The following is a 19,001-nucleotide window of genomic DNA, read 5'->3' as shown; positions in this document are numbered from 1 at the left end:
GGAAGGGGACGTCTAGTCCTGCGTGCGATGCGGGTCGATCACGGGCACCGAGGCGAGGAGGCGACGCGTGTAGGCCGCCTGCGGCTGGAGCAGCACCTTCTCGGTGGGGCCCTCCTCGACGATGCGCCCCTCGGTCATCACGATGACCTCGTCGCAGAGGTTCTGGACCACGCCGATGTCATGCGAGACCAGCAGCAGCGTCATCCCCTGTTCCGCACGCAGACGGCGCAAGACCTCGAGGATCTGCGCCCGCACCGTCACATCGAGCGCCGACAGCGGCTCGTCGCCGACGAGGATCGCCGGGCGGTGCGCGATCGCGCGGGCGAGCGCGATGCGCTGGCGCTGACCCCCCGAGAACTCGTGCGGGTAGCGCTCCGCCGCGTCGGCATCCAATCCGACGTCCGACAGCACCTCGTGGACGCGCGCGCGGCGGTCGCCGGGAATGTCGAGCGCCCACAGAGGCTCAGCGATGATGCGGCCGACGCTCATGCGGGGATCGAGCGAGGCGTACGGGTCCTGGAAGACGATGCCGGTGCGTCGGCGGAGCCAGTGCAGGCTGCGAGCCGACGCGCGGGCATCCACGGGACGCCCGTCGATCGTCACCGTTCCCGTCGAGGGCGTGTCGAGGCCCAGGAGGAGCCGCACGAGCGTCGACTTGCCCGACCCCGATTCGCCGATGATCCCCAGCGCCGAGCCCGAGCGGACATCGACGTCCACGTCGTCGAGCGCGACGGTCTCGCGTCGTGGCGCACCCGCACCGCCGGCGCGCACCCGATAGCGCTTGCTCAGACCCCGCGCCGAGATGAGCACCTCGCCTGTCATGCGTCTCCCTCCGGCCGCCAGACCGTGGCCGTCGCGTCGCGGAGCAGGCCACGGGTGACCTCCGACTGCGGAGCGGTGAGCAGGTCGGCGACCGTGCCGGCCTCGACGACGCGACCATGCTCGAGCACGACCGCCTCCGACGCGACCTGAGACAGCACGGCGAGGTCGTGGGTGATGAACAGCAGCGACATTCCGTCGTTCTCGACCAGCTCTCCCAGAAGCGACAGGATCTCGGCCTGGATCGTCACGTCGAGCGCGGTCGTCGGCTCGTCGGCGATGAGCAGGCGCGGCCGAGCGGCCAGCGCCATGGCGATCGCCACGCGCTGGCGCTGGCCTCCCGAGAGCTGATGCGGGTAGCGGCGCAGCGCGCCCTCGGGGAGCCTCACCCGATCAGCATCGGCCTGAGCCCGTGCGAGAGCCTCACGCCGGCCGGCGCGGCCGTGGATGCGCAGGGGCTCCGCGACCTGCCGGCCCACCGTCCGCAGCGGGTTCAGGGCGGTCTGAGGCTCCTGGAAGACGATGCCGATCTGCTCGCCGCGGAGAGCGGCCAGCTCGCGGTCCGGCAGGCCGATCAGCTCCCGCCCGTTCCACCGGATGCTGCCCTCGACCTCGGCGCCGTCGGGAAGCAGCCCGAGCATAGCCAGGGCGGTCAGCGACTTGCCCGACCCCGACTCTCCGATGAGCCCGACCCGCGCGCCGTCGGCGACGCCGAACGACACGTCGTCGACCACGCGGCGGCCGTCGAGCACGATAGACAGGCCCTCGACCTCGAGACTCATGCGACCACCGCCGGCGTGTGCGATGCGGCGGGGGAGCGGCGCCGGGCGAGCGTCGGGTCGGTCGCCTCGCGCAGACCGTCGCCGAGGAGGTTGAGTCCCAGCACGGTGATCGTGATCGCGAGCCCCGGCCACACGACGCTCAGCGGATGCGCCGTCAGGTACGTCTGCAGCTCGCTCAGCAGCAGCCCCCACGAGGGCTGCGTGGGGGGAGCGCCGAAGCCGAGGTAGCTCAGGCCCGCCTCGGCGAGGACCGCGACCGCCATGCCCCACGACAGCTGCACGATGAAGACGGGCGCGACGTTCGGGAGCAGGTGGCGCAGGGCGATCTGCGGCGGTGTCAGGCCGTTGGCGCGCGCCGCGAGCACGAAATCGCTGTGCAGCGTGCGGCGCAGCTCCGGCCGGGTGACGCGCGCGATGTTGACGCCGAATCCGATGCCGACGGAGATGACGACCACCCACAGCGAGCCGCCCCACACCGCCGAGATCATCATCGCGATCAGCAGCACGGGAAAAGCGATCAGGATGTCGACGAGCACGGCGACGATCTCGCGGGTCCAGCGGCGGGTGAGCGCGCCGAGGCAGGCGAGCGCGATGCCGATCAGCGTGGCGACGACGCCCGCGCCTGCGGCGACGAGGACCGTCGTGCGCGCCCCCGCGATCAGCAGCGAGAGGATGTCGCGACCCGACGCGTCGGTGCCCAGCAGATGCGGCCAGCCCGGCGGGCTCCACCGAGCCGGGATGTCCACCCGCTGCGGGTCGAACGGGGTCCAGACGAGCGAGACCGCGGCCACGACCCCGATGGTGACGGCCACGATGAGCCCGAAACGGCCGGCAGGAAGCGACCACAGTCGCCGCAGCCACGGCATCCGGTCGTTCATGAGGCCTCCCGCTGTCTCGGATCCAGACCGCGATGCACGAGGTCGACGATGAAACCGACGACGAGAACGACCGCCGTGAGCGCGAGGAGCTCGCCCTGGACCTTCGGCAGATCGCGCAGGCCGACATCCGAGACCAGCATCCGGCCGATACCCGGCAGGGTGAACAGCTGCTCGATCACGACCGCTCCCACGACGATGCCCGCGACCTGCAGGCCCAGGACGCTGATGATCGACAGGCCGACCGTCGGCAGGCCGTGGCGAAGCAGCGCGGCACGGCGCGTGAGTCCCTTGGCAGCTGCGGTGCGGACGAAATCCTGCCCCATCGCCGAGAGCGTGGCGCTGCGGACGAACCGCATCAGCATCGCGCCCTCGACGACGCCGATGGTGACCGCGGGAAGGATCAGCGCGGCGAAGGCCCGCGCCGGGTCGCCCCACCCGCCGCGCGGGAAGCCCTGCGCGGGCAGCCAGCCGAGCCAGATCGCGAACACGACGACCAGCATCATGCCCGCCCAGACCACGGGTACGGCGGCGATCGCCTGCGCGCCGAACGAGAGCGCCGTGCCGTCGGCGCGGCCGCGACGGATGGCTGCCATCACACCGAACGGGAGTGCGATGATCAGCGCCACCACCATCGACATCAGCCCGAGGGGGACGGTGACCTGAGCCTTGGCGGCGAGCTCCGCCGCGACGGACGAGCCCGTCACCAGCGACGTGCCGAGGTCGCCGCGCAGCAGCCCCGACATCCACTCGAGATACTGCGCCGGCAACGGCACGTCGAGGCCGAGGCGCTCACGCAGCGCCGCGACCTGCTCCGGCGTGGAGTTGGTTCCGGCGATCTGCTGCGCGACATCGCCGGGCAGAACCCGCAGCGTCACGAAGATCAGCACGCTGGCGACGACCAGACCCAGCAATAGCAGGGCCAGTCGCGTCAGCGCGTAACGGATCACCCGTCGCTCTTGGCGATCTCGGCGAGGTTGATGCGCGCGTTCACGTTGTCGACGGGCATACCCGAGACGTTCGTGGCGACCGCGACCACTGAAGCCCAGTTGTAGAGCCAATCGGCGGCGTGGTCCTCGGACACGATCCGCGCGGCCTTCTTCAGGAGGTCATCGGCGGACTGCTCGTCCGTTGCGAGCAGCGACTGAGCGTAGAGATCCTGCACCTCGGCGTTGTCGTAGGTGAAGTAGTAGTCGGGATTCGCCCAGTTCTCGAAGTCGCGCGGCTCGGCGTGGTTGACGACGCTGAGCTCGTAGTCCTTATTGGTGTACACGTCGCTGAGCCAGGTGCCGAAGTCGACGGGGTTGACCTTGAGGTCGATCCCGACGTCGTTGAAGTTGGAGACCAGGATCTGCGGGAGCGTCGTGCCGTAGGCCGACGGGATGGTCAGGGTCAGCGCGAGATCGCTGACGCCGGCCTCACTCAGCAGCGCCCGGGCTGCCTCGGGGTCGTAGGAGACGACATCCGAGAGGTCCTCGTATCCGGGGTCGGCCTCGGGGATCGGACCGTAGAGCGTCTGCCCTGCACCGACGGCCTCGACGATGGCGTCGTGGTCGATGGCGGTTCGGATCGCCTCGCGCACCCGGACATCAGCCAGGGGCCCCGACGTGGAGTTCATCGCGAGCACGCTCTTATCGGTCGCGCTGCCGGTCTCGACGACGAAGTCGCCGCCGCCCTCGACCTGATCGGCAAGGTTCGCGTCGAAGCCGACGACGACGTCGATCTCGCCGGCGAGAGCGGCGTTGATTGCTGCTTGGTTGTCGGGGATGAAGTCGAACGTGACGTCGGCTACCTGAGCCGCATCCCCCCAGTACGCCTCGTTCCGCTCGAGCGTCAGGCTGGCGCCCTGGCGCCAGTTCGCCAGCCGGAAGGGCCCGGTGCCGTTGGCGGCGGTGTTGTAGTCGACGGTGTCGCCCTCTTTGAGGATGATCCCCGCGCGGCCCGTGAGGTTCCACAGCAGCGACGAGTCGGGCTGCGACAGCGTCAGCACGATCTTCTGCCCGTCGGCGGTGACCGACGTGACGTTGGCGAGTCGTTCGCTGTCCGCCCATTCGGCGGTGGCCTGCCGGGTGGTCAGCGACGACACGACATCCTGAGGCGTGAGGGGTTGGCCGTCGTGGAAGGTGACTCCCTCACGCAACGTGAACGTGTAGGTCAAGCCGTCTGCGGAAACCTCGTGGGTGCTGGCGAGCGCGTCGACGATCTCGCCCTCCGCGGTACGGGCGACGAGGCCCTGATAGACGTTGTCGATGAGCGTCTGATCGAGCGAGATGCCCGCGGTCTGCCGGATGTCGAGGTTCGAGGGCTCGAGCACCAGGCGGATGTTGACGCTGGCCTCCGGGTCAGGGGCGCCCATGGTGACGGACGGTGCGGGATCGGTGGTCCCGGTGCAGCCGGCGAGGAGGAGCGTGCTTGCGGCCAGCAGCGCGGTGGCGGTCACGGTGGTGCGGCGGAGCATGTGGAGGAGGGTTCCTTTCGCAAGGGCGGTGGCATCGTTGCTGTCCGATGCGCGTCCGCGAACTCAGTGCGGCATACAGCCTAGGGTCCGCCACGACCGCGAGACGCATTCACCGACGTCCAGCGTCGCACGGCGTCGCCCTATTTGCTCGGGAGCGTGCCGTGCGCAGGCTCGGCGGGGTCAGGCGGTGGCGGCGTCGCGGATGATGCGAGCGAGCTCGGTCGGGAGCTCCTCCTGCACGTTGTGGCCCGATTCCACCGTGACGATGCGCGCTGCGGGAAGGCGCTCGCCGAACCGATCGACGTCGGCGTCGGTCAGATAGCCCCGTGTGCCGCGCACGAGCGTGACGGGCGCCGCGACGGCGTCGAAGTCATCCCAGCCGGATGCCGCGAGGGCGGGCGCCAGCGCATCCTGGCGCTCGGATGCCGCGGCCGCGGCGCCGGGGTCGGCGGCGAGCCCGTTGGCGATGCGTGCGAAGTGGTGCTTCCACTCCACGCGGCCGTCGTCGCGCACGCGCGAGTTGAGGAAGACGCCGCGCTCGGCCGCGGTGCGGTCTCCGCCGAGTCCGAACGACAGTGCACGCTCGACCATCTCCGCGCGAGAGGCCCAGCTCGTCGGTCCGGCGAAGAATCGCCGGATCTGCGACGCGGCTCCGGCGGGGTCGAGCCCGGGCGCGATGTCGACGATCACGAGGGCACGCACGAGCTCGGGGTGCGCTGCGGCGAGGGCCGCGGCCGTGAGGCCGCCGAGCGACTGCCCGACCACGACCTGCGGAGTCGTCGTCCACTGCGCGAGCGCCGGAGCGATGTCGGCCGCGAGCGTCCGTCCCGTGTAGTCTGCGTCGTCGCGCCACGCGGAGTCACCGTGTCCCGGCAGGTCGATCGCCAGCGCCGGCCGCCCGAGCGCGAGGACGGTGCGATCCCACGTATGGGCGTTGAGGCCGGCCCCGTGGAGAAGGGTGACCTCGGGCTCGCCGTCGCCGAGTCGGAGCGCGCTGACCGGTCGCCCGTCAGGGGCGAAGGTGAACAGCCGCTCGGCCGCGGGTGTCGGAACGCCGGCCTCAGCGGCCTGGACGGGCAGGAACGAGAACTCGTCGAACGTGTCGTCGTGCACGGTGATCCTTCGCATCGGGGAGGGACCATTCTCGCGCGACGGGGGAGGGCCGTGGATAGGGTTGACGCATGAATCCGGAGCGGCGCATCCATCTCGCCAAGGCGGCTCGTCCGGCCTACGACGCGCTCGACGCGTTCGCCCGCACGGTCGGGACCATCGCGCAGGATGCCGGCATCGATGAGCGTCTGAAAGAGCTCGCGCTCGTCCACAGCTCGCAGCTCAACGGCTGCGCCTACTGCGTGCGTGTGCATGTGGGTCGGGCGGTGGCCGCCGGTGTGACGGCCGACGAGATCGCCCAGCTCGCCACCTGGCGCGAGTCGGGGGTCTTCGACGAACGCGAGCGTACGGCTCTCGAGCTCGCCGAGGCGTATGTGCACATCGCCGACGAGGGCGTCTCGGACGAGCTGTACGACCGAGTGGGCGGGGTCTTCTCCGAGGCGGAGTACGTCGCGCTGAGCTGGCTCTTCATCTCGATCAACGCGTTCAATCGCCTGACGATCGCGGGCCGGTACCCCGTGCCGCCGCTCCCGCGTCCCGCCGGATGAGTGGCAATGCGTCGCTGTCGGTGCCGGGAGCCCTGAACTTCCGCGACACCGGCGGGCTGCGGGCGGGAAACACCTCGACACGATCGGGCGTGCTCTACCGTTCGGGCAACCTCTTCCGCGTCGACGACGCCGGGCGCCGCGCTCTCGGCGCGCTCGGGCTGCGTCGCATCATCGACCTGCGCGACGACGACGAGGTGCGCTCCGAGCCCACGGTGCTCGGAGATCTCTCCATCGAGACCCAGCGGGTGCCGCTGTTCCTGGGGTCGGTCGCCTCGCTGTTCCGCGCCGACATGTCGCTCGAGTCGATGTATCGCTCGCTCATCGACGACTCGGCTCCGCGCGTGCTCGAGGTCGTCCGCGGGGTCATCGCCGATCAGCCGGTGCTCGTGCACTGCACGATCGGCAAGGACCGCACCGGAGTGACGATCGCGATGATCCTCGCGGCAGCGGGAGTAGACGAGGATGCCGTCGTCGACGACTACGCCCGCACGGAGACGTTGCTGCCGGCCGAGCGCAACGCGCCGATCCTCGCGTATCTCCGCGCGCACCACCCCGACGCCCCGCAGCTGGTCGACCTGGCCACGCGGTCGCCGGCGCCGGTGATGCGCGCGCTCCTGGCCGACCTGCGCGAGCGATTCGGTTCCCCGGCCGACTACCTCCGGTCGCAGGGACTCGCTGACGACGAGCTCGCCGAGCTGCGCCGCATCATCCTGATGTGAGACCTCGGGGGGCCATCCGGTTTCGGTTACGTAGGTAAGGCATGCCTACACCGCGGGTATAGTGGAGTCATCATGACCGAGCTCCACAGCGCCGCCGCCTGCCGCGCCTCGAAGCACGTCCGGGTGCAGCACCTGGTGACGGCCGACGAGCACTCGCTCGCCGAGCTCGAGGCGCTCCTCGCCACCCTGCCGCTGTGCTCGACCGGCCGGGTCTTCATCGAGGTGCCCGACGCCGCCTGGATCGGCACCGTGTCGGCGCCGGCCCGCATGGTCGTGACCTGGCTCGACCGTTCACGCCGAACCGGTGCTCCGGGTTCGGGCCGGGGCTGCGGGTCGGGCGAGGCGCTCTCTCGCGCGGTCACCGCGTGGGCCGACGAGATGCTGTGCACGGACGCCGCGAAGGCGACGAGCGTTCACCTGCTGGGCGGGTTCCTCGGCACGGTCGACATCGTCGATCACCTCACCGCGCGCTGCGGAATGACCGCCGCGTCGATTCACACGCCCGAGCGCTTCGGGCTCGCGACCGCCCGCTGAGGTCCGTCAGCGGCTCTCGGCGTGCCGCGGGATGTAGTTGCCGTCGGCCAGTCCCGCGTCGATCTCGAATCGGTTGCGCAGGGGATCGCGGCCCGCGATCAGGTAGAGCAACGGCATGAGGAGCCCGTATCGCCGCCACTGCCGAGCGTGCACGGCCTCGTGCGTGAGGATCCGCTCGCTCGGTTCACGGTCGCCGGTCAGGAAGCACGACCCGACGCAGACGCCCCCGCGGCCGAACGTCCATTCCGGCATCCCGCGGAAGACCCACAGCCCCTGACGTCGCTCGACGCGGCCGGTCGACCACAGCGTGCCCCAGATGAACCCGAAGGCGGTGCCCGCCCGGGCGCCGAACTCGCTGAGGGGGGAGTCCAGCAGCATCCGAGGGATGAGCCGGTCCACCGCCGCGCCTCGTGCGACCGCCGCGTCGGCTCGCTGCCGCCATCCGGCGGGCGGCATGCGGACGCCGCTCACGCCAGCGCTCCGACGACCCGGAGCACGGAACCCATGTCGTCCACGACGGCCTCGGGATGCGGCGGAGCGAACCCGGAGACGGAAGCCCCGGCGAACGAGAACCGCCCGCGCAGGATGCCGATCGCGTTGGTGAGGGTAGGAATGTCGATTCCGAACGGCACGGCCGCGCTCACGCCCGTGATCGCCGCGGGGTCGAGGACGTCGAGATCGACGTGAACGTAGACCGAGCCGGCGCCGGTGGCAGCGACCGCGTCCGCCAGACGGGCGGGATCGGCCAGATCATCGACGCCGAGATGCGTCAGACCCGCGATCTTCACCGCATCGGTCTCTGCATCGTCGAACTCGCGGGCGCCCGCAAGGACGATGCGATCGGCGGGCACCGCGGCATCCGGTGACAACGGGGTCGTCTCGAACACCGAGCGCAGGGCCATCCCCGCGAACGCACCCGAGGAGGACGATTCGGGGGTATGCAGGTCGGCGTGCGCGTCGAACCAGACGACGGCCATGTCGGGATGCAGCGCGGCCGCGTGCGCGATCGCCGGCACGGCCACTCCGCAGTCGCCGCCGACGACCAGCACGTGGCCGCTCGGGCTCGCGCCGTCCGCGGCACCGTCGGCCTCGGTGAGGGCGGCCGTGACCAGGTCGCGGGTGCGCTGGAGCGAGCTGAACCGCCGGATGCCGCTGCCGAGCGCCTCGCCGGCCTCGATCGGCACGTCGACCCGGACGGTCGCGCTGCGCGGGAGGTCGCCCGCGATCGCGTCAGCGCCGTCGATCAGCGTCATCGATCGAGTCGAGGGCGAGCCCTGCCATTGCGGGACCACGATGAATCGGGTCATTCCTTCGTCCTTCGTCGGGCGTTCTCAGCGGTTCGAGCGTCGACGCCCGGGCGGCAGAGCCGGCCCGGGCGTCGACATCGGCACTCAGCGCTCGATGGCGCCGGCGGCTCCGCCCGTCTTCAGTGCGGCGAGCCGCGCCTCCACCTCGGTGAGCTGGCCCACGTCCTCGAGGCTCTCGAACTGCGCGTCCAGGCTCGAGGCGGCGAGTTCCTGCTTGCCGGCGGCGAGAGCCTCCTGGCGGCGGACCTTGTCTTCGAAGCGTCCGAGCTCGCTCGTCGGGTCGAGCACGTCGATCGACTTGACGGCGTCGTGGACGCGGTTCTGCGCCTCGGCCGTCTTGGCGCGCGCGAGCAGCTCGGAGCGCTTCGCGCGGAGCTGGTCGAGCTTGACCTTCATGCCGTTGAGGCCGTCCTTGAGCTTCTCGACGACCTCGGTCTGGGTCGCGATCGTCGGCGCGATGGCCCGGGCCTCGTTCTCCTCGCTGATCTGACGCTGCAGCGCGACCTTCGCGAGATTGTCGAACTTGTCGGCGTCGGCGGTGTTGCCCACCGCACGCAGCTCGTCGGCCTTCCGGCTCGCTGCGAGGGCCTTGTTGCCCCACTCGGCCGCGGCCTGAACGTCTTCCTGGTGGTCACGTTCGAGAAGGCGCAGGTTGCCGATCGTCTCGGCGATCGCCGACTCCGCGTCGGCGATCGAGTTGGTGTAGTCCCGCACGAGCTGGTCGAGCATCTTCTGCGGGTCCTCGGCCTGGTCGAGGAGGGCGTTGATGTTCGCCTTCACGAGCGTCGAGATGCGACCGAAGATGGACTGCTTTGCCATCGGGGTTCCTTTCGTGGGTGGTCTGGAAGGGGGAGAAGTCGTCAGAAGCGGCCGCCGCCGCGGCGAGAGCGGCCGCCGCCGAACCCGCCGCCGCCGCTACGGCCGCGTGAACCGCCGCCGAACCCGCCGCGCGATCCGCTGAAGCCGCCGCCGAAGCCGCTGCCGCCGAAGCCCGACGAGCGGCGTCCGGACGACCCGCCCCCGAGGAGCGAGTTCAGCACCATGCCGCCGATCATGGCACCCATCATGCCGTTCGAGTTCGAGCCGGGGGAGCCGGTTGCGAAGCCGCCGACATCGGTGCGTGCCGCGTCGATGGCGAGCCCGCTCAGCTGGGTCGCGCGCGTCGCGTCGGCCAGTGCCCGCTCGGGTTCGATCTGCGCGGTCGCCTCCGCCCGGTCGAGCGACGCGCGAGCTTCCGCGACGCGCGTGCGTGCCGTGGCGCCGACGGCTCCGCGTCGCGTGCCGATGTAATCCTCGGCGGCCGATACTTGCGCCCGCGCCTGCTGCAGCTGGTGTTCGAGCGTCTGTCGCGCGCGGGCGGCTCGCTGCGCGGCATCCCGGGCTCCGGCCAGCGCGGCGTCGATCGCCGAATTCGTGCCCAGCAGCGTGGACAACGCGGCCTGCGGGCGACGGTGCTCGCCGGTCAGCTGGGAACGGGCGGCGTCGATGTGCTGCCGGGTGGCGGAGGCGACCGCGGCGAGCGTGCCGTCGGGGTCGGGTACGCCGACCGCTGCCGCAACGTCCTGTTCGAGGTCCGTGATGAGCGCCGCAGCGTCGCGCTCGGCGGTGGCGAGATCCGCGGCGACCTTTTCGACCGCGGCCTCCAGCTGAGCGGCCTGCGCGACGGCTCCTTCGGCGGCACGCAATGACACGGCCGCCGCAGCGCCGTCGCCCGCCGCGATCGCACGCTGCGCCGTCGCGAGCTGCTCGTCGGCGTAGTCGAGGCGGCTGCGCACCTGCTCGGGGTTGTCGCCGATGGTCGTGAGTTCCTCGGGGGCGTACGCCGATCGAAGCCGCTGGAGAGAGGCGACCGCTCCGTCGAGCCCGGTTCCGGCGGCGCCGCGTTCCTGCTGGATGCGAACGAGCGCTTCGGGGGCGTTCTGTTCGAGGTCGCGCAGACGGTCGAACTCCTCGGCGCGCGCGTCGAGCTCGGAGTCGGCGTGTGCGCACAGCTCGAGGATGCGGGTGTGGACCGCGCGGACGTCCGCCTCGGTGTCGGGCTGATCGTCGTCGAGGCGCTGCTGCAGCGTGAACGCCTCGTCGAGGTCTCGGCGTGCCTGCGCCAGGGTCTCGGCGAAAGCGGCTGCCGCCTCGTCGCCGAACTGCGCCGTCGCGAAGCCGAGCTCCTGCTCGCTCGTCCGGATGGCGTCGTCGGCTGCCACGAGCGCGCTGGCGGAGCGCCGGGCGAGCTCCTCGATCGGCTCGGCGGCCGCGCCACGGGCGGAGCCGGTGCCGGCGCCCGCCCGACGACGGCGCACCAGGACGACGATGACGGTGATCACGGCACCGACCGCGAGAATTCCGAGGACGATCGTCAGGCCCGAGATGCCCGAGCCGCCCGTCGCGCCGCCGGATCCACCGACCGCCGCCGCGAGTCCGCCGGCGGCGGCGAACGCGGCGCCGCCCCAATCCTCCGACCGGAGCTCTGGAAGGATGTCGCGCGTCTCGATGTCGCCGAGCGTCTCGCCGTCGACGGGGCCGTTGGTGTCGCCCGACAGGTAGAAGTTGCGCTGCTCGGTCGCGATCGCCAGTACGTACTGGTCCACGCCGAGGCCGCCGCGCTCGGCGACCGCGTTGGCCCAGCCCTCGGCGTCGGACGGGCTGGTGAACGCGTCGACGTACACGACCCACAGGTCGATGCCCGCCTCCGAGCTCAACGCGGTGAGCCTCTCGTCGACGGCACGCGCTTCGCCTGGCGTCAGCGCGTCGGCCTGATCCACGACGCGTCCCGAGCCGAGGTCGACCGGGTCGGTCGCCCAGGCCGCAGCGGAGCCGCCCGCGACGAACATCAGGCTCGCCAGGATCGAGAGCGTCACCGCTCGGAGCACGCGCATCCGTTCCCCTTCCGAGGTCGGAGGACCGGCCTCGTCTCCACTCTATTGAGGGCGTCGTGCCTGAGCCTATGCCGGGACTGTGAATCAGCGGCCAGCGGAATCGCGGCGCGGATACCCGGCGACGGGAACGGCCGCGGTTACGCTGACCCGCGGCCCGACGGGGCGCGAGGCGGGAGGAACCATGGACGACAGATACGGCACCGATGTGCTCGCAGCCGGATGGCGCGATGCCGGACGCAAGGTGGTGCCGGAGGTGCCCGCCGATCCAGATCTCGTCGTCGAGGTGGCGGCCGACGGCTACTGCGGAGCGGTCGTGGCCGTCCGCGGCGGGAACGTGGAACTCGAGGACCGCCTCGGCAAGGTGCGTCTGTTCCCGCTCGGGGGCGGCTTCCTCGTCGACGGCGAGCCCGTCAAGCTCGTCGCTCCGAAGGCCGCACAGCCCGCGGGTCGGCTGCGTACCGCTTCGGGGTCGTTCGTCGCGCCGCAGCAACGGGCGCGCGTGGCACGCGCGTCGCGCATCCTGGTCGAGGGACGACACGACGCCGAGCTCGTCGAGAAGGTGTGGGGCGCCGACCTCCGCGTCGAGGGCGTCGTGGTCGAGTACCTGCAGGGGATCGACCTCCTGGAGGACCTCCTCCGAGACGAGCCGCCCTCTGCCGAGCGTCGCTACGGGGTGCTCGTGGACCACCTGGTCGCGGGCTCGAAGGAGACCCGCATCGCGGAGCAGATCCTGCGTGGTCCGCACGGTGCCCACCTCAGGATCGTCGGGCACCCCCACATCGACGTCTGGCAGTGCGTGCGCCCCGAGGCCGTCGGCATCCGTGCGTGGCCGCAGGTGCCGCGCGGTATCGAGTGGAAGACCGGCGTCTGCCGGGCGCTCGGCTGGCCCGCCGAGGACCAGGCCGACATCGCGCATGCCTGGCAGCGCATTCTCGGATCGGTTCGGACGTACCGCGACCTGGATCCTGCGCTGCTGGGCCGGGTCGAGGAGCTCATCGATTTCGTCACGGCCTGACGCCCCGGGTCCGCTCGGCGCACCTCCCGTCGCTCGATACCCTGGACTCATGCCGCAGACCGACGCGCCCGACACCGGTGACGAACCCCGCTACCGCGAGCGGCCCGTGTCGTTCGCCCGCCGCAGCGGGCGGATGAGCGACGGACAGGAGCGCGCCTGGAACCAGCTCGGCGACTTCTACAACGTCCCCGTCGAACGGGATCAGGCTGTGCTGAGCGTCCGGCCGGGCTCGGAGGTCGACCCCGCCGCACTGTTCGGTCGCAGCGCGCCGCTCGTGGTCGAGATCGGCTCGGGCCAGGGGCACGCGATCGTCGCGGCTGCACAGGCCGCGCCGGAGACGGACTTCCTGGCGGTCGAGGTGTTCCGGGCGGGGCTCGCCCGCACCATGCTCGACGCCGATCGTGCGGGCGTGCGGAACCTCCGCCTCGTCGAGGCGAACGCGCCCGAGGTGCTCGAACACCTGCTCCCCGCGGCATCCGTCGACGAGCTCTGGATCTTCTTCTCCGACCCATGGCACAAGACGCGTCACACGAAGCGGCGCCTCATCTCGCCCGACTTCACGCCGCTGGCGGCGCGGGCGCTCAAGCCCGGGGGCGTGCTCCGACTCGCGACCGACTGGGAGGACTACGCGCGCCAGATGCGCGAGGTGATGGGGGATGCCGCGGGCTTCGTCCCCGACTTCGAGGATGACTGGGCGCCGCGTTTCGAGGGCCGCGTGATGACGGCCTTCGAGCGGAAGGGCATCGCCAAGGGGCGCGACATCCGCGACCTCGCCTATCGCCGCACCGACGCGGTCTGACGGAGGGCGGACGCCGTGAAGACGCACCCGGGACTGGCCGCCCGCCCCGTCGTCTCGGCGAGCACCGTGCCCGCCCTTCTGGTCTGCCTGGCGGCGCCGGCGTTCTTCGTGCTGCTGCAGCCCTGGCTCGGGTGGACGCTCCTGGTCCTGGGGCTCGTCTCGGCTCTCGGCGTCGACCGCTGGCGGGTGGGCGAGGAGACGCGGCCCTCGCTGGCGCGCGATCTCTCCCTGATCGCCCTCGGTCTCGTCGTCGTGAGCCTCATCGACCTGAAGGCCGAGCTCGACAATCTCGCGATGCTGCGCTTCACCCTCGCGCTGGGCGGGGCGGTGCTGCTGCCGTACCTCGTCTCGCGCTTCGTGTATCGCGATCACGCCATCCGCTTCCCCTGGCGCGGCGGAGGGCGCTGGACCACCTTCCAGTGGGTCTGGCTCGCCGCGGTCCTCGTGCTCGGCTGGCTGATCCTGCCGTTCTACTTCATCACGTCGGGCGTTTACACCAACTGGCCCGTCGTCGACACCCCCGACCTCATCGCGCGCCTCTTCGTCGGCGTCGGCGCCGTGGGCATCTGGGACGAGCTGTTCTTCATCTGCACCTGCTTCGCGCTGCTGCGGCGGCACTTCGCCGATGTCTCGGCCAACGTCCTGCAGATGATCGTGTTCGTCTCATTCCTCTGGGAGCTCGGGTACCGCGCCTGGGGACCCGTGCTGACCATCCCGTTCGCGCTCCTGCAGGGCTACATCTTCCTGCGTACGCGGTCGCTCACCTATGTCGTGACGGTGCACCTGCTCTTCGACGCGGTCGTCTTCGGCGTGCTCGTCCACGCGCACAATCCGGGTCTCCTCGACGCGCTGTTCCTCGTCCCGGCGCCCTGACCCGCGGCTACGCTGGGTCGTGGGGCCCCGACGCGGGGCCCGCGGACGAGGGAGCAGTACCCGCAACGGACAAGACTGACTCGGACAGGTCTGTCATGGCATGGGTGATCCTGATCGCAGCCGGCGTCCTCGAGGCGGTATGGGCTGCCGCGCTCGCGGCATCCGAGGGATTCCGCCGCAAACGGCCCGCGTCGCTCTTCGTCGTCGCGCTCGCCGCGAGCATGGCGGGCCTCGCATACGCGATGACCGAGCTGCCGACCGGCACCGCCTACGCCGTCTGGGTCGGGGTCGGAGCGACGCTCACTGTCGTGTGGGCGATGGTGACCCGTCGCGAGCGCGCGTCGACCGCGCGCATCCTCCTGCTTCTGCTCCTGGTCGCCTGCGTCGTCGGCCTCAAGGTGGTGAGCTGACATGACGCGTGCATGGACGATCCTGCTCGCCAGCGCGGTCTGCGAGGCTGTCTGGGCGACGGCCCTGGGCGAATCGGACGGGCTACGCCACCCCGTGCCGAGTGTCGTGTTCGCCATCGGTCTGCTGCTCAGCATGCTCGGGCTCGGACGCGCTATGAAGCACATTCCGATCGGTACGGCCTACGCGGTCTGGGTGGGGGTGGGCGCGGCGCTGACCGTGACCTGGTCGATCGCGACGGGCGCAGAAGCGTTCGCTCCGGGCAAGGTGGTCTTCATCGCCGGCATCGTGGTCGCTGTCATCGGCTTGAAGCTCGTTCCGGCCACGACCAGGCCTGCGGCGCGGGGGTCACAGCCGAGCGAGGAGCGCGGGACCGAAGACGAGAGCGGCGGCGATCGGCACGACGAGCGCGGCTAGGGCGATGATGCCGAGGATGGCGATGTTGCCCAGGATCGAGCCGACGAGGGCGCGACCGCGGCCGGCGGCGAGGTGGATGCGGTCGAGGGGAGAGAGGGGAGCGGCGGTCACAGTTCGACGCTACGAAGCGGTGGCCCTGCGACGCGTCGGTCGATCGGCTGAGAAGCATCCCCCTGCGGGATGATCCGTGCCTCACGTGTGTCAATACCCTCGGTCCGCGCCGGCTCGGTGCGTAGCGTCGCGGTCACGCAACGACGAGAGGACGAACACATGAGCGACCGACAGCGTCCCGACATCCCCGGCGACGACATCGAGACCGGAACCGCCACCGGCGGGGCATCGGCCTTTCCGGGGGCTCCGAGCGCGGCGCCCGACGAGCCCGCACCGGAGGGCCATGGCGGAGATGCCGACACGACGACCAATGGCGACGGTCAGCCGCTCGAGAACCCCTCGGGCGGTTGAGGGGTCGCGCGACTGTCGCGTATCCAGTCGGCTGTCAAGACGGCGACCGACGGCCGGTCTCGGTGCGAGCCTGGACCCACGGATGACGACCACGCCGGATCGAAGGAGAAACGATGAGTGACAACGAAGACCCCCGCGCGATCCTGGCGGAGCTGCTGCCCGAGTTCCGGTTCGCCATGGTGACGACGGTCGACGAATCGGGGAAGCTCACAGCGCGGCCGCTGACGGTGCAGGAGGCCGAGTTCGACGGAGACCTCTGGTTCGTCGTCGACCGCGGATCGTCCGTCGCGACGCACGTGGCCTCGCGGCCCGCCGTCGGCGTCGCCCTCAGCAAGGACGACGCGTGGGTCTCGCTCGCCGGTGAGGCGACCATCGTCGACGACCGCGCTCGCCTCGAACACTACTGGTCGAGCACTCTCGAGGCCTGGTTCCCCGACGGCCCGGACGACCCCAGCATCACGCTGCTGCGGGTCGACGCGATCTCGGGGGAGTACTGGAGCAGTGCCGGCGGACGCATCGCGACCGCCATCGGCCTGATCAAGTCGAAGATCACCGGAGAGACCTACGAGGGCCGCAACGAGAAGCTGGACCTCTGAGTCTGCGGGCCTCTACGCCACGATGGGCCGTCGCCGCTGCTGCGGGACGGCCCATCGTCGTAGAGCGGAGCAGTCCTACTTCGCGAGGAAGGCGAGCAGGGCGTCGTTGAACTCGCGGGCGTGGCTCACGTTGAGGCCATGAGGTGCGTCTTCGATGAGCGCCAGCTCGCTGCCTGGAAGCTGCTCGTGGGTCCGCTTGCCCGAGCCCTCGAAGGGGACGGTGCCGTCGCCGTCGCCGTGGATGATCAGCGCGGGCACGGTCACCGCGGCCAGATCGCGGCGGAAGTCGGTCGTCGCCCACGCCTCCATCGACTTCAGTGCCGCGTGGTGGTCGGCCTGGCGCGCGAGCGCGAGGGCCTCCTGGCGCTGCTCCTCCGTGACCTTGAGCTCGCCGTCGACGGAGAAGAAGGCGGTCGTGAAGCCGTCGTAGAAGGTCGCTTCATCCGCGCGGAGGCCGTTCTCCATCTCGTCGGCGGCCTCCTGTGTGAGCGGGCCCTCCGGGTTATCGGGCGTCTGCGCGAGGTACGGCGGCACCGCGGCGGCGAACACGACGCTCCGCAGCCGGTCCTGGCCGTGATTGGCGACATAACGGGCGACTTCGCCGCCTCCCATCGAGAAGCCGACCAGGGTCGCGTCGCGCAGGTCGAGGGTGTCGAGGACGGATGCCAGGTCCTGAGCGAACGTGTTGTAGTCGTAGCCCGAGCGAGGCTTGTCGCTGCGTCCGAAGCCGCGGCGGTCGTAGGCGACGACGCGGTACCCGGCGGCAGTGAGCGCGGGAATCTGCTCGGACCACGATTCCGCCGACAGCGGCCAGCCGTGGATCAGCACGACCGGGCGACCCGATCCGCCGGTGTCGTCGACGTGCAGCTCGATGTCGTTGAAGAGGCCCTTGTGGGCGGTGATCTCAGTCATGACCACATCGTCATCGCATCCGAAGCGTTTTTCGAGCAGTTGACGGTTCTCGGAGCCGAGGCTAGGCGCCCGCGGCAGACTGGAGGAATGAGGTCGGCGTGATGTTCGGGGGAGCCCGTGCCGGAAGGTGACAGCGTCTTCCGCATGGCAGCCCGGCTCCGGCCTCAGGTCGTGGATCGGACGATCTTGTCCGGAGAACTGCGCTCTGGCCCGGCGGCCGGGACATCTCTGGACGGTTGGCGGATCGCGGGGCTCGAGACCTGGGGCAAACATCTCATCACCTGGCTCGATCCCGATTTCGCACTCCACACGCATCTTCTGATGCAGGGGTCGTGGACGGTCACCCGTTCGGGGCGCGTCGTTCCCGTGCGCGTGCAGCCGGCCGTGCGTGTGCGAGCCGAGTTGGACGACGGCGCGACGCTGTGGGGCATCGATATGCCCGTCGTCGAACTGCTGCGCGCGAACGGCGTCGCGACCGCGCTCGGTCACCTGGGGCCGGACCCGCTGCGCGACGACTGGGATGCCGTCGAGGCCGTTCGGCGGCTCCGTGCCCGTCCGGATCGGACGTTCGCCGGCGCTCTGCTCGATCAGCGCAACATCGCGGGGCTGGGAAACCTCTGGGTGAACGAACTCGCGTTCCTCTCGGGCGTCCACCCGTTCGACCCCATTGCGATCGCTGACCTCGAGTCGCTCGTCGCCCGTGCCGCGCGCGCTCTGCGCCTCTCCGCGACAGTGCCCGGTATGTATCAGGTGACCACCGGCACCGCGCGTCGGGGGAGCGCGCACTGGGTGGTCGGCCGCGCCGGCAAGCCGTGCCTCAGGTGCGGGACGCGCATCCTCGTGCGCGCCGAGGTCACGGGTGATCCGGGACGACGACGCACGTGGTGGTGCCCCGCCTGCCAGCCGCGCCGAAGCTGACGGATCAGCCGGCCGGCGCTGCTCCGCGCTGGCGCTGCAGACCGGGGGCCGGCTCGACGGAGTCGACCGCATCCTGCATTCGCGAGAGGAAGTCGATCACGGCCGCGGTCGCCTCGGGCGTGGTCTCATCGGCCACCTGATGCATACGGTCGTGCATGGCCGACAGTGTGGAACGGACCTCGTCGTCTGCGCGTTCGGTCGGTTCGAGATAGACGCTGCGCCGGTCGCTCGGGTGCGGCACGCGACGAAGGTAGCCGGCGGACTCGAGGCGGTCGAGAAGGCTCGTCGTGCTGGCCGTGGAGATGCCGAGGTATTTAGCGACGTCCCCTGGCTTCACGGGAACGTTGCGCGACTGCGCGCGCAGAAGCTGGCGGATGACCAGCAGCTCGTTCTCGCCCATCGACATCGACTCGCGCGTGCGGCGTCGCATCGCCGCCTCGGCCGCCTGGTAGAGACGCAACGCCTCGAGCGCGCTGGTCGCGCGCTGACGCTCGTCGTTGTAGAAGAAGCCGCTCATCTGCACACCTCCGCGTTCGTGGCCGGTGAGTTTTACCTTACCAGATATCTAACTTGACG

The 19,001-nt window shown here is 70.7% G+C and carries 24 protein-coding genes and 1 riboswitch; of the genes, 11 read left to right on the top strand and 13 right to left on the bottom strand.

Annotation, left to right across the window (positions count from 1 at the left end):
* Positions 1-12: 12 nt before the first annotated feature.
* The 6 genes from O1W71_RS10455 to O1W71_RS10430 form a co-directional block, all read right to left on the bottom strand.
* Entirely contained in the window at positions 13-822 is an 810-nt protein-coding gene (locus tag O1W71_RS10455) for an ABC transporter ATP-binding protein (protein WP_269267780.1), read from the bottom strand.
* Positions 819-1,601, bottom strand: a complete 783-nt coding sequence (locus tag O1W71_RS10450) for an ATP-binding cassette domain-containing protein (protein WP_269267779.1) — start codon at positions 1,599-1,601, stop codon at positions 819-821. Before O1W71_RS10450 ends, O1W71_RS10455 begins: the two co-directional genes overlap by 4 nt.
* Complete coding sequence (locus O1W71_RS10445; RefSeq protein ID WP_269267778.1) at positions 1,598-2,479, bottom strand: ABC transporter permease; 882 nt, start codon at positions 2,477-2,479, stop codon at positions 1,598-1,600. The genes O1W71_RS10450 and O1W71_RS10445 overlap by 4 nt, the downstream gene beginning before the upstream one ends.
* Entirely contained in the window at positions 2,476-3,426 is a 951-nt protein-coding gene (locus tag O1W71_RS10440; protein ID WP_269267777.1) for an ABC transporter permease, read from the bottom strand. The genes O1W71_RS10445 and O1W71_RS10440 overlap by 4 nt, the downstream gene beginning before the upstream one ends.
* Entirely contained in the window at positions 3,423-4,934 is a 1,512-nt protein-coding gene (locus O1W71_RS10435) for an ABC transporter substrate-binding protein (RefSeq protein WP_269267776.1), read from the bottom strand. The genes O1W71_RS10440 and O1W71_RS10435 overlap by 4 nt, the downstream gene beginning before the upstream one ends.
* Before the next feature lie 180 nt (positions 4,935-5,114).
* Complete coding sequence (locus O1W71_RS10430; RefSeq protein WP_442924220.1) at positions 5,115-6,062, bottom strand: alpha/beta fold hydrolase; 948 nt, start codon at positions 6,060-6,062, stop codon at positions 5,115-5,117.
* 53 nt (positions 6,063-6,115) lie between these two features.
* On the opposite strand from O1W71_RS10430, the gene O1W71_RS10425 reads away from it, so the two are divergent.
* The 3 genes from O1W71_RS10425 to O1W71_RS10415 all read left to right on the top strand — a co-directional run bounded on the left by O1W71_RS10425 (position 6,116) and on the right by O1W71_RS10415 (position 7,845).
* Positions 6,116-6,592 carry a carboxymuconolactone decarboxylase family protein gene (locus tag O1W71_RS10425; protein WP_023955292.1) on the top strand — a complete coding sequence of 159 codons (477 nt, stop codon included), beginning with the start codon at positions 6,116-6,118 and terminating at the stop codon, positions 6,590-6,592.
* Positions 6,589-7,311: a tyrosine-protein phosphatase gene (locus tag O1W71_RS10420; RefSeq protein ID WP_269267774.1), complete on the top strand. Its 723-nt coding sequence runs from the start codon at positions 6,589-6,591 to the stop codon at positions 7,309-7,311. Before O1W71_RS10425 ends, O1W71_RS10420 begins: the two co-directional genes overlap by 4 nt.
* 72 nt (positions 7,312-7,383) lie before the next feature.
* The gene (locus O1W71_RS10415) at positions 7,384-7,845 is read left to right on the top strand and encodes an SIP domain-containing protein (protein ID WP_269267773.1); all 462 of its coding nucleotides are present in this window, start codon (positions 7,384-7,386) and stop codon (positions 7,843-7,845) included.
* 6 nt (positions 7,846-7,851) lie between these two features.
* Here O1W71_RS10415 and O1W71_RS10410 read toward each other — a convergent pair whose 3' ends face one another.
* The 4 genes from O1W71_RS10410 to O1W71_RS10395 all read right to left on the bottom strand — a co-directional run bounded on the left by O1W71_RS10410 (position 7,852) and on the right by O1W71_RS10395 (position 12,025).
* Positions 7,852-8,301, bottom strand: coding sequence for a Fe-S oxidoreductase (locus tag O1W71_RS10410; protein WP_442924324.1), 450 nt, complete (start codon positions 8,299-8,301; stop codon positions 7,852-7,854).
* An 11-nt stretch (positions 8,302-8,312) separates the two neighbouring features.
* Complete coding sequence (locus O1W71_RS10405) at positions 8,313-9,152, bottom strand: arginase family protein (protein WP_269267771.1); 840 nt, start codon at positions 9,150-9,152, stop codon at positions 8,313-8,315.
* Positions 9,153-9,236: 84 nt separating this feature from the next.
* Positions 9,237-9,971, bottom strand: coding sequence for a PspA/IM30 family protein (locus tag O1W71_RS10400; RefSeq protein WP_023955282.1), 735 nt, complete (start codon positions 9,969-9,971; stop codon positions 9,237-9,239).
* Between the two features lie 41 nt (positions 9,972-10,012).
* Complete coding sequence (locus tag O1W71_RS10395) at positions 10,013-12,025, bottom strand: TPM domain-containing protein (RefSeq protein WP_269267770.1); 2,013 nt, start codon at positions 12,023-12,025, stop codon at positions 10,013-10,015.
* A gap of 181 nt (positions 12,026-12,206) precedes the next feature.
* On the opposite strand from O1W71_RS10395, the gene O1W71_RS10390 reads away from it, so the two are divergent.
* From O1W71_RS10390 to O1W71_RS10370, 5 genes are all read left to right on the top strand, one after another.
* Entirely contained in the window at positions 12,207-13,040 is an 834-nt protein-coding gene (locus O1W71_RS10390) for a DUF3097 domain-containing protein (RefSeq protein ID WP_269267769.1), read from the top strand.
* Between the two features lie 49 nt (positions 13,041-13,089).
* Positions 13,090-13,839, top strand: a complete 750-nt coding sequence (gene trmB / locus O1W71_RS10385) for a tRNA (guanosine(46)-N7)-methyltransferase TrmB (RefSeq protein ID WP_112617298.1) — start codon at positions 13,090-13,092, stop codon at positions 13,837-13,839.
* A gap of 15 nt (positions 13,840-13,854) precedes the next feature.
* Complete coding sequence (locus O1W71_RS10380) at positions 13,855-14,712, top strand: CPBP family intramembrane glutamic endopeptidase (protein WP_269267768.1); 858 nt, start codon at positions 13,855-13,857, stop codon at positions 14,710-14,712.
* A gap of 19 nt (positions 14,713-14,731) precedes the next feature.
* Positions 14,732-14,797: riboswitch (guanidine-III (ykkC-III) riboswitch) on the top strand.
* 10 nt (positions 14,798-14,807) lie between these two features.
* On the top strand, positions 14,808-15,122 hold the full coding sequence (locus O1W71_RS10375) for a DMT family transporter (protein WP_114588482.1): 315 nt from the start codon (positions 14,808-14,810) through the stop codon (positions 15,120-15,122).
* Between the two features lies 1 nt (position 15,123).
* Positions 15,124-15,537 carry a DMT family transporter gene (locus tag O1W71_RS10370; RefSeq protein ID WP_269267766.1) on the top strand — a complete coding sequence of 138 codons (414 nt, stop codon included), beginning with the start codon at positions 15,124-15,126 and terminating at the stop codon, positions 15,535-15,537.
* Here the strand turns inward: O1W71_RS10370 and O1W71_RS10365 are convergent.
* Positions 15,469-15,648, bottom strand: coding sequence for a hypothetical protein (locus tag O1W71_RS10365; protein ID WP_023955275.1), 180 nt, complete (start codon positions 15,646-15,648; stop codon positions 15,469-15,471). The genes O1W71_RS10370 and O1W71_RS10365 overlap by 69 nt on opposite strands.
* Before the next feature lie 159 nt (positions 15,649-15,807).
* On the opposite strand from O1W71_RS10365, the gene O1W71_RS10360 reads away from it, so the two are divergent.
* Both O1W71_RS10360 and O1W71_RS10355 read left to right on the top strand, forming a co-directional pair.
* Entirely contained in the window at positions 15,808-15,999 is a 192-nt protein-coding gene (locus O1W71_RS10360; RefSeq protein ID WP_269267765.1) for a hypothetical protein, read from the top strand.
* A gap of 113 nt (positions 16,000-16,112) precedes the next feature.
* Positions 16,113-16,595, top strand: coding sequence for a pyridoxamine 5'-phosphate oxidase family protein (locus O1W71_RS10355; RefSeq protein WP_269267764.1), 483 nt, complete (start codon positions 16,113-16,115; stop codon positions 16,593-16,595).
* Between the two features lie 75 nt (positions 16,596-16,670).
* Here the strand turns inward: O1W71_RS10355 and O1W71_RS10350 are convergent, their stop codons facing one another.
* Entirely contained in the window at positions 16,671-17,507 is an 837-nt protein-coding gene (locus tag O1W71_RS10350; protein WP_269267763.1) for an alpha/beta fold hydrolase, read from the bottom strand.
* A gap of 117 nt (positions 17,508-17,624) precedes the next feature.
* On the opposite strand from O1W71_RS10350, the gene O1W71_RS10345 reads away from it, so the two are divergent.
* Entirely contained in the window at positions 17,625-18,425 is an 801-nt protein-coding gene (locus tag O1W71_RS10345; protein ID WP_269267762.1) for a DNA-formamidopyrimidine glycosylase family protein, read from the top strand.
* A gap of 4 nt (positions 18,426-18,429) precedes the next feature.
* On the opposite strand, the gene O1W71_RS10340 is transcribed toward O1W71_RS10345, so the two are convergent.
* Complete coding sequence (locus tag O1W71_RS10340; RefSeq protein WP_269267761.1) at positions 18,430-18,942, bottom strand: MarR family winged helix-turn-helix transcriptional regulator; 513 nt, start codon at positions 18,940-18,942, stop codon at positions 18,430-18,432.
* Positions 18,943-19,001: the final 59 nt, after the last annotated feature.

Source organism: Microbacterium sp. H37-C3 (assembly GCF_027157935.1).
Classification (GTDB): domain Bacteria; phylum Actinomycetota; class Actinomycetes; order Actinomycetales; family Microbacteriaceae; genus Microbacterium; species Microbacterium plantarum.
Note: the sequence above shows the minus strand (reverse complement) of the source record. Positions and strands in the feature narration are given on the sequence as shown.

What these genes read in the sequence shown, in the direction of transcription:
- O1W71_RS10435 (WP_269267776.1), bottom strand. Translation starts at nt 4,934, where the DNA reads ATGCTCCGCCGCACCACCGTGACCGCCACCGCGCTGCTGGCCGCAAGC.
- trmB (WP_112617298.1), top strand. Translation starts at nt 13,090, where the DNA reads ATGCCGCAGACCGACGCGCCCGACACCGGTGACGAACCCCGCTACCGC.
- O1W71_RS10350 (WP_269267763.1), bottom strand. Translation starts at nt 17,507, where the DNA reads ATGACTGAGATCACCGCCCACAAGGGCCTCTTCAACGACATCGAGCTG.
- O1W71_RS10340 (WP_269267761.1), bottom strand. Translation starts at nt 18,942, where the DNA reads ATGAGCGGCTTCTTCTACAACGACGAGCGTCAGCGCGCGACCAGCGCG.
- O1W71_RS10375 (WP_114588482.1), top strand. Translation starts at nt 14,808, where the DNA reads ATGGCATGGGTGATCCTGATCGCAGCCGGCGTCCTCGAGGCGGTATGG.
- O1W71_RS10415 (WP_269267773.1), top strand. Translation starts at nt 7,384, where the DNA reads ATGACCGAGCTCCACAGCGCCGCCGCCTGCCGCGCCTCGAAGCACGTC.
- O1W71_RS10430 (WP_442924220.1), bottom strand. Translation starts at nt 6,062, where the DNA reads ATGCGAAGGATCACCGTGCACGACGACACGTTCGACGAGTTCTCGTTC.
- O1W71_RS10355 (WP_269267764.1), top strand. Translation starts at nt 16,113, where the DNA reads ATGAGTGACAACGAAGACCCCCGCGCGATCCTGGCGGAGCTGCTGCCC.
- O1W71_RS10400 (WP_023955282.1), bottom strand. Translation starts at nt 9,971, where the DNA reads ATGGCAAAGCAGTCCATCTTCGGTCGCATCTCGACGCTCGTGAAGGCG.
- O1W71_RS10370 (WP_269267766.1), top strand. Translation starts at nt 15,124, where the DNA reads ATGACGCGTGCATGGACGATCCTGCTCGCCAGCGCGGTCTGCGAGGCT.
- O1W71_RS10425 (WP_023955292.1), top strand. Translation starts at nt 6,116, where the DNA reads ATGAATCCGGAGCGGCGCATCCATCTCGCCAAGGCGGCTCGTCCGGCC.
- O1W71_RS10445 (WP_269267778.1), bottom strand. Translation starts at nt 2,479, where the DNA reads ATGAACGACCGGATGCCGTGGCTGCGGCGACTGTGGTCGCTTCCTGCC.
- O1W71_RS10390 (WP_269267769.1), top strand. Translation starts at nt 12,207, where the DNA reads ATGGACGACAGATACGGCACCGATGTGCTCGCAGCCGGATGGCGCGAT.
- O1W71_RS10420 (WP_269267774.1), top strand. Translation starts at nt 6,589, where the DNA reads ATGAGTGGCAATGCGTCGCTGTCGGTGCCGGGAGCCCTGAACTTCCGC.
- O1W71_RS10455 (WP_269267780.1), bottom strand. Translation starts at nt 822, where the DNA reads ATGACAGGCGAGGTGCTCATCTCGGCGCGGGGTCTGAGCAAGCGCTAT.
- O1W71_RS10410 (WP_442924324.1), bottom strand. Translation starts at nt 8,301, where the DNA reads ATGCCGCCCGCCGGATGGCGGCAGCGAGCCGACGCGGCGGTCGCACGA.
- O1W71_RS10450 (WP_269267779.1), bottom strand. Translation starts at nt 1,601, where the DNA reads ATGAGTCTCGAGGTCGAGGGCCTGTCTATCGTGCTCGACGGCCGCCGC.
- O1W71_RS10405 (WP_269267771.1), bottom strand. Translation starts at nt 9,152, where the DNA reads ATGACCCGATTCATCGTGGTCCCGCAATGGCAGGGCTCGCCCTCGACT.
- O1W71_RS10395 (WP_269267770.1), bottom strand. Translation starts at nt 12,025, where the DNA reads ATGCGCGTGCTCCGAGCGGTGACGCTCTCGATCCTGGCGAGCCTGATG.
- O1W71_RS10360 (WP_269267765.1), top strand. Translation starts at nt 15,808, where the DNA reads ATGAGCGACCGACAGCGTCCCGACATCCCCGGCGACGACATCGAGACC.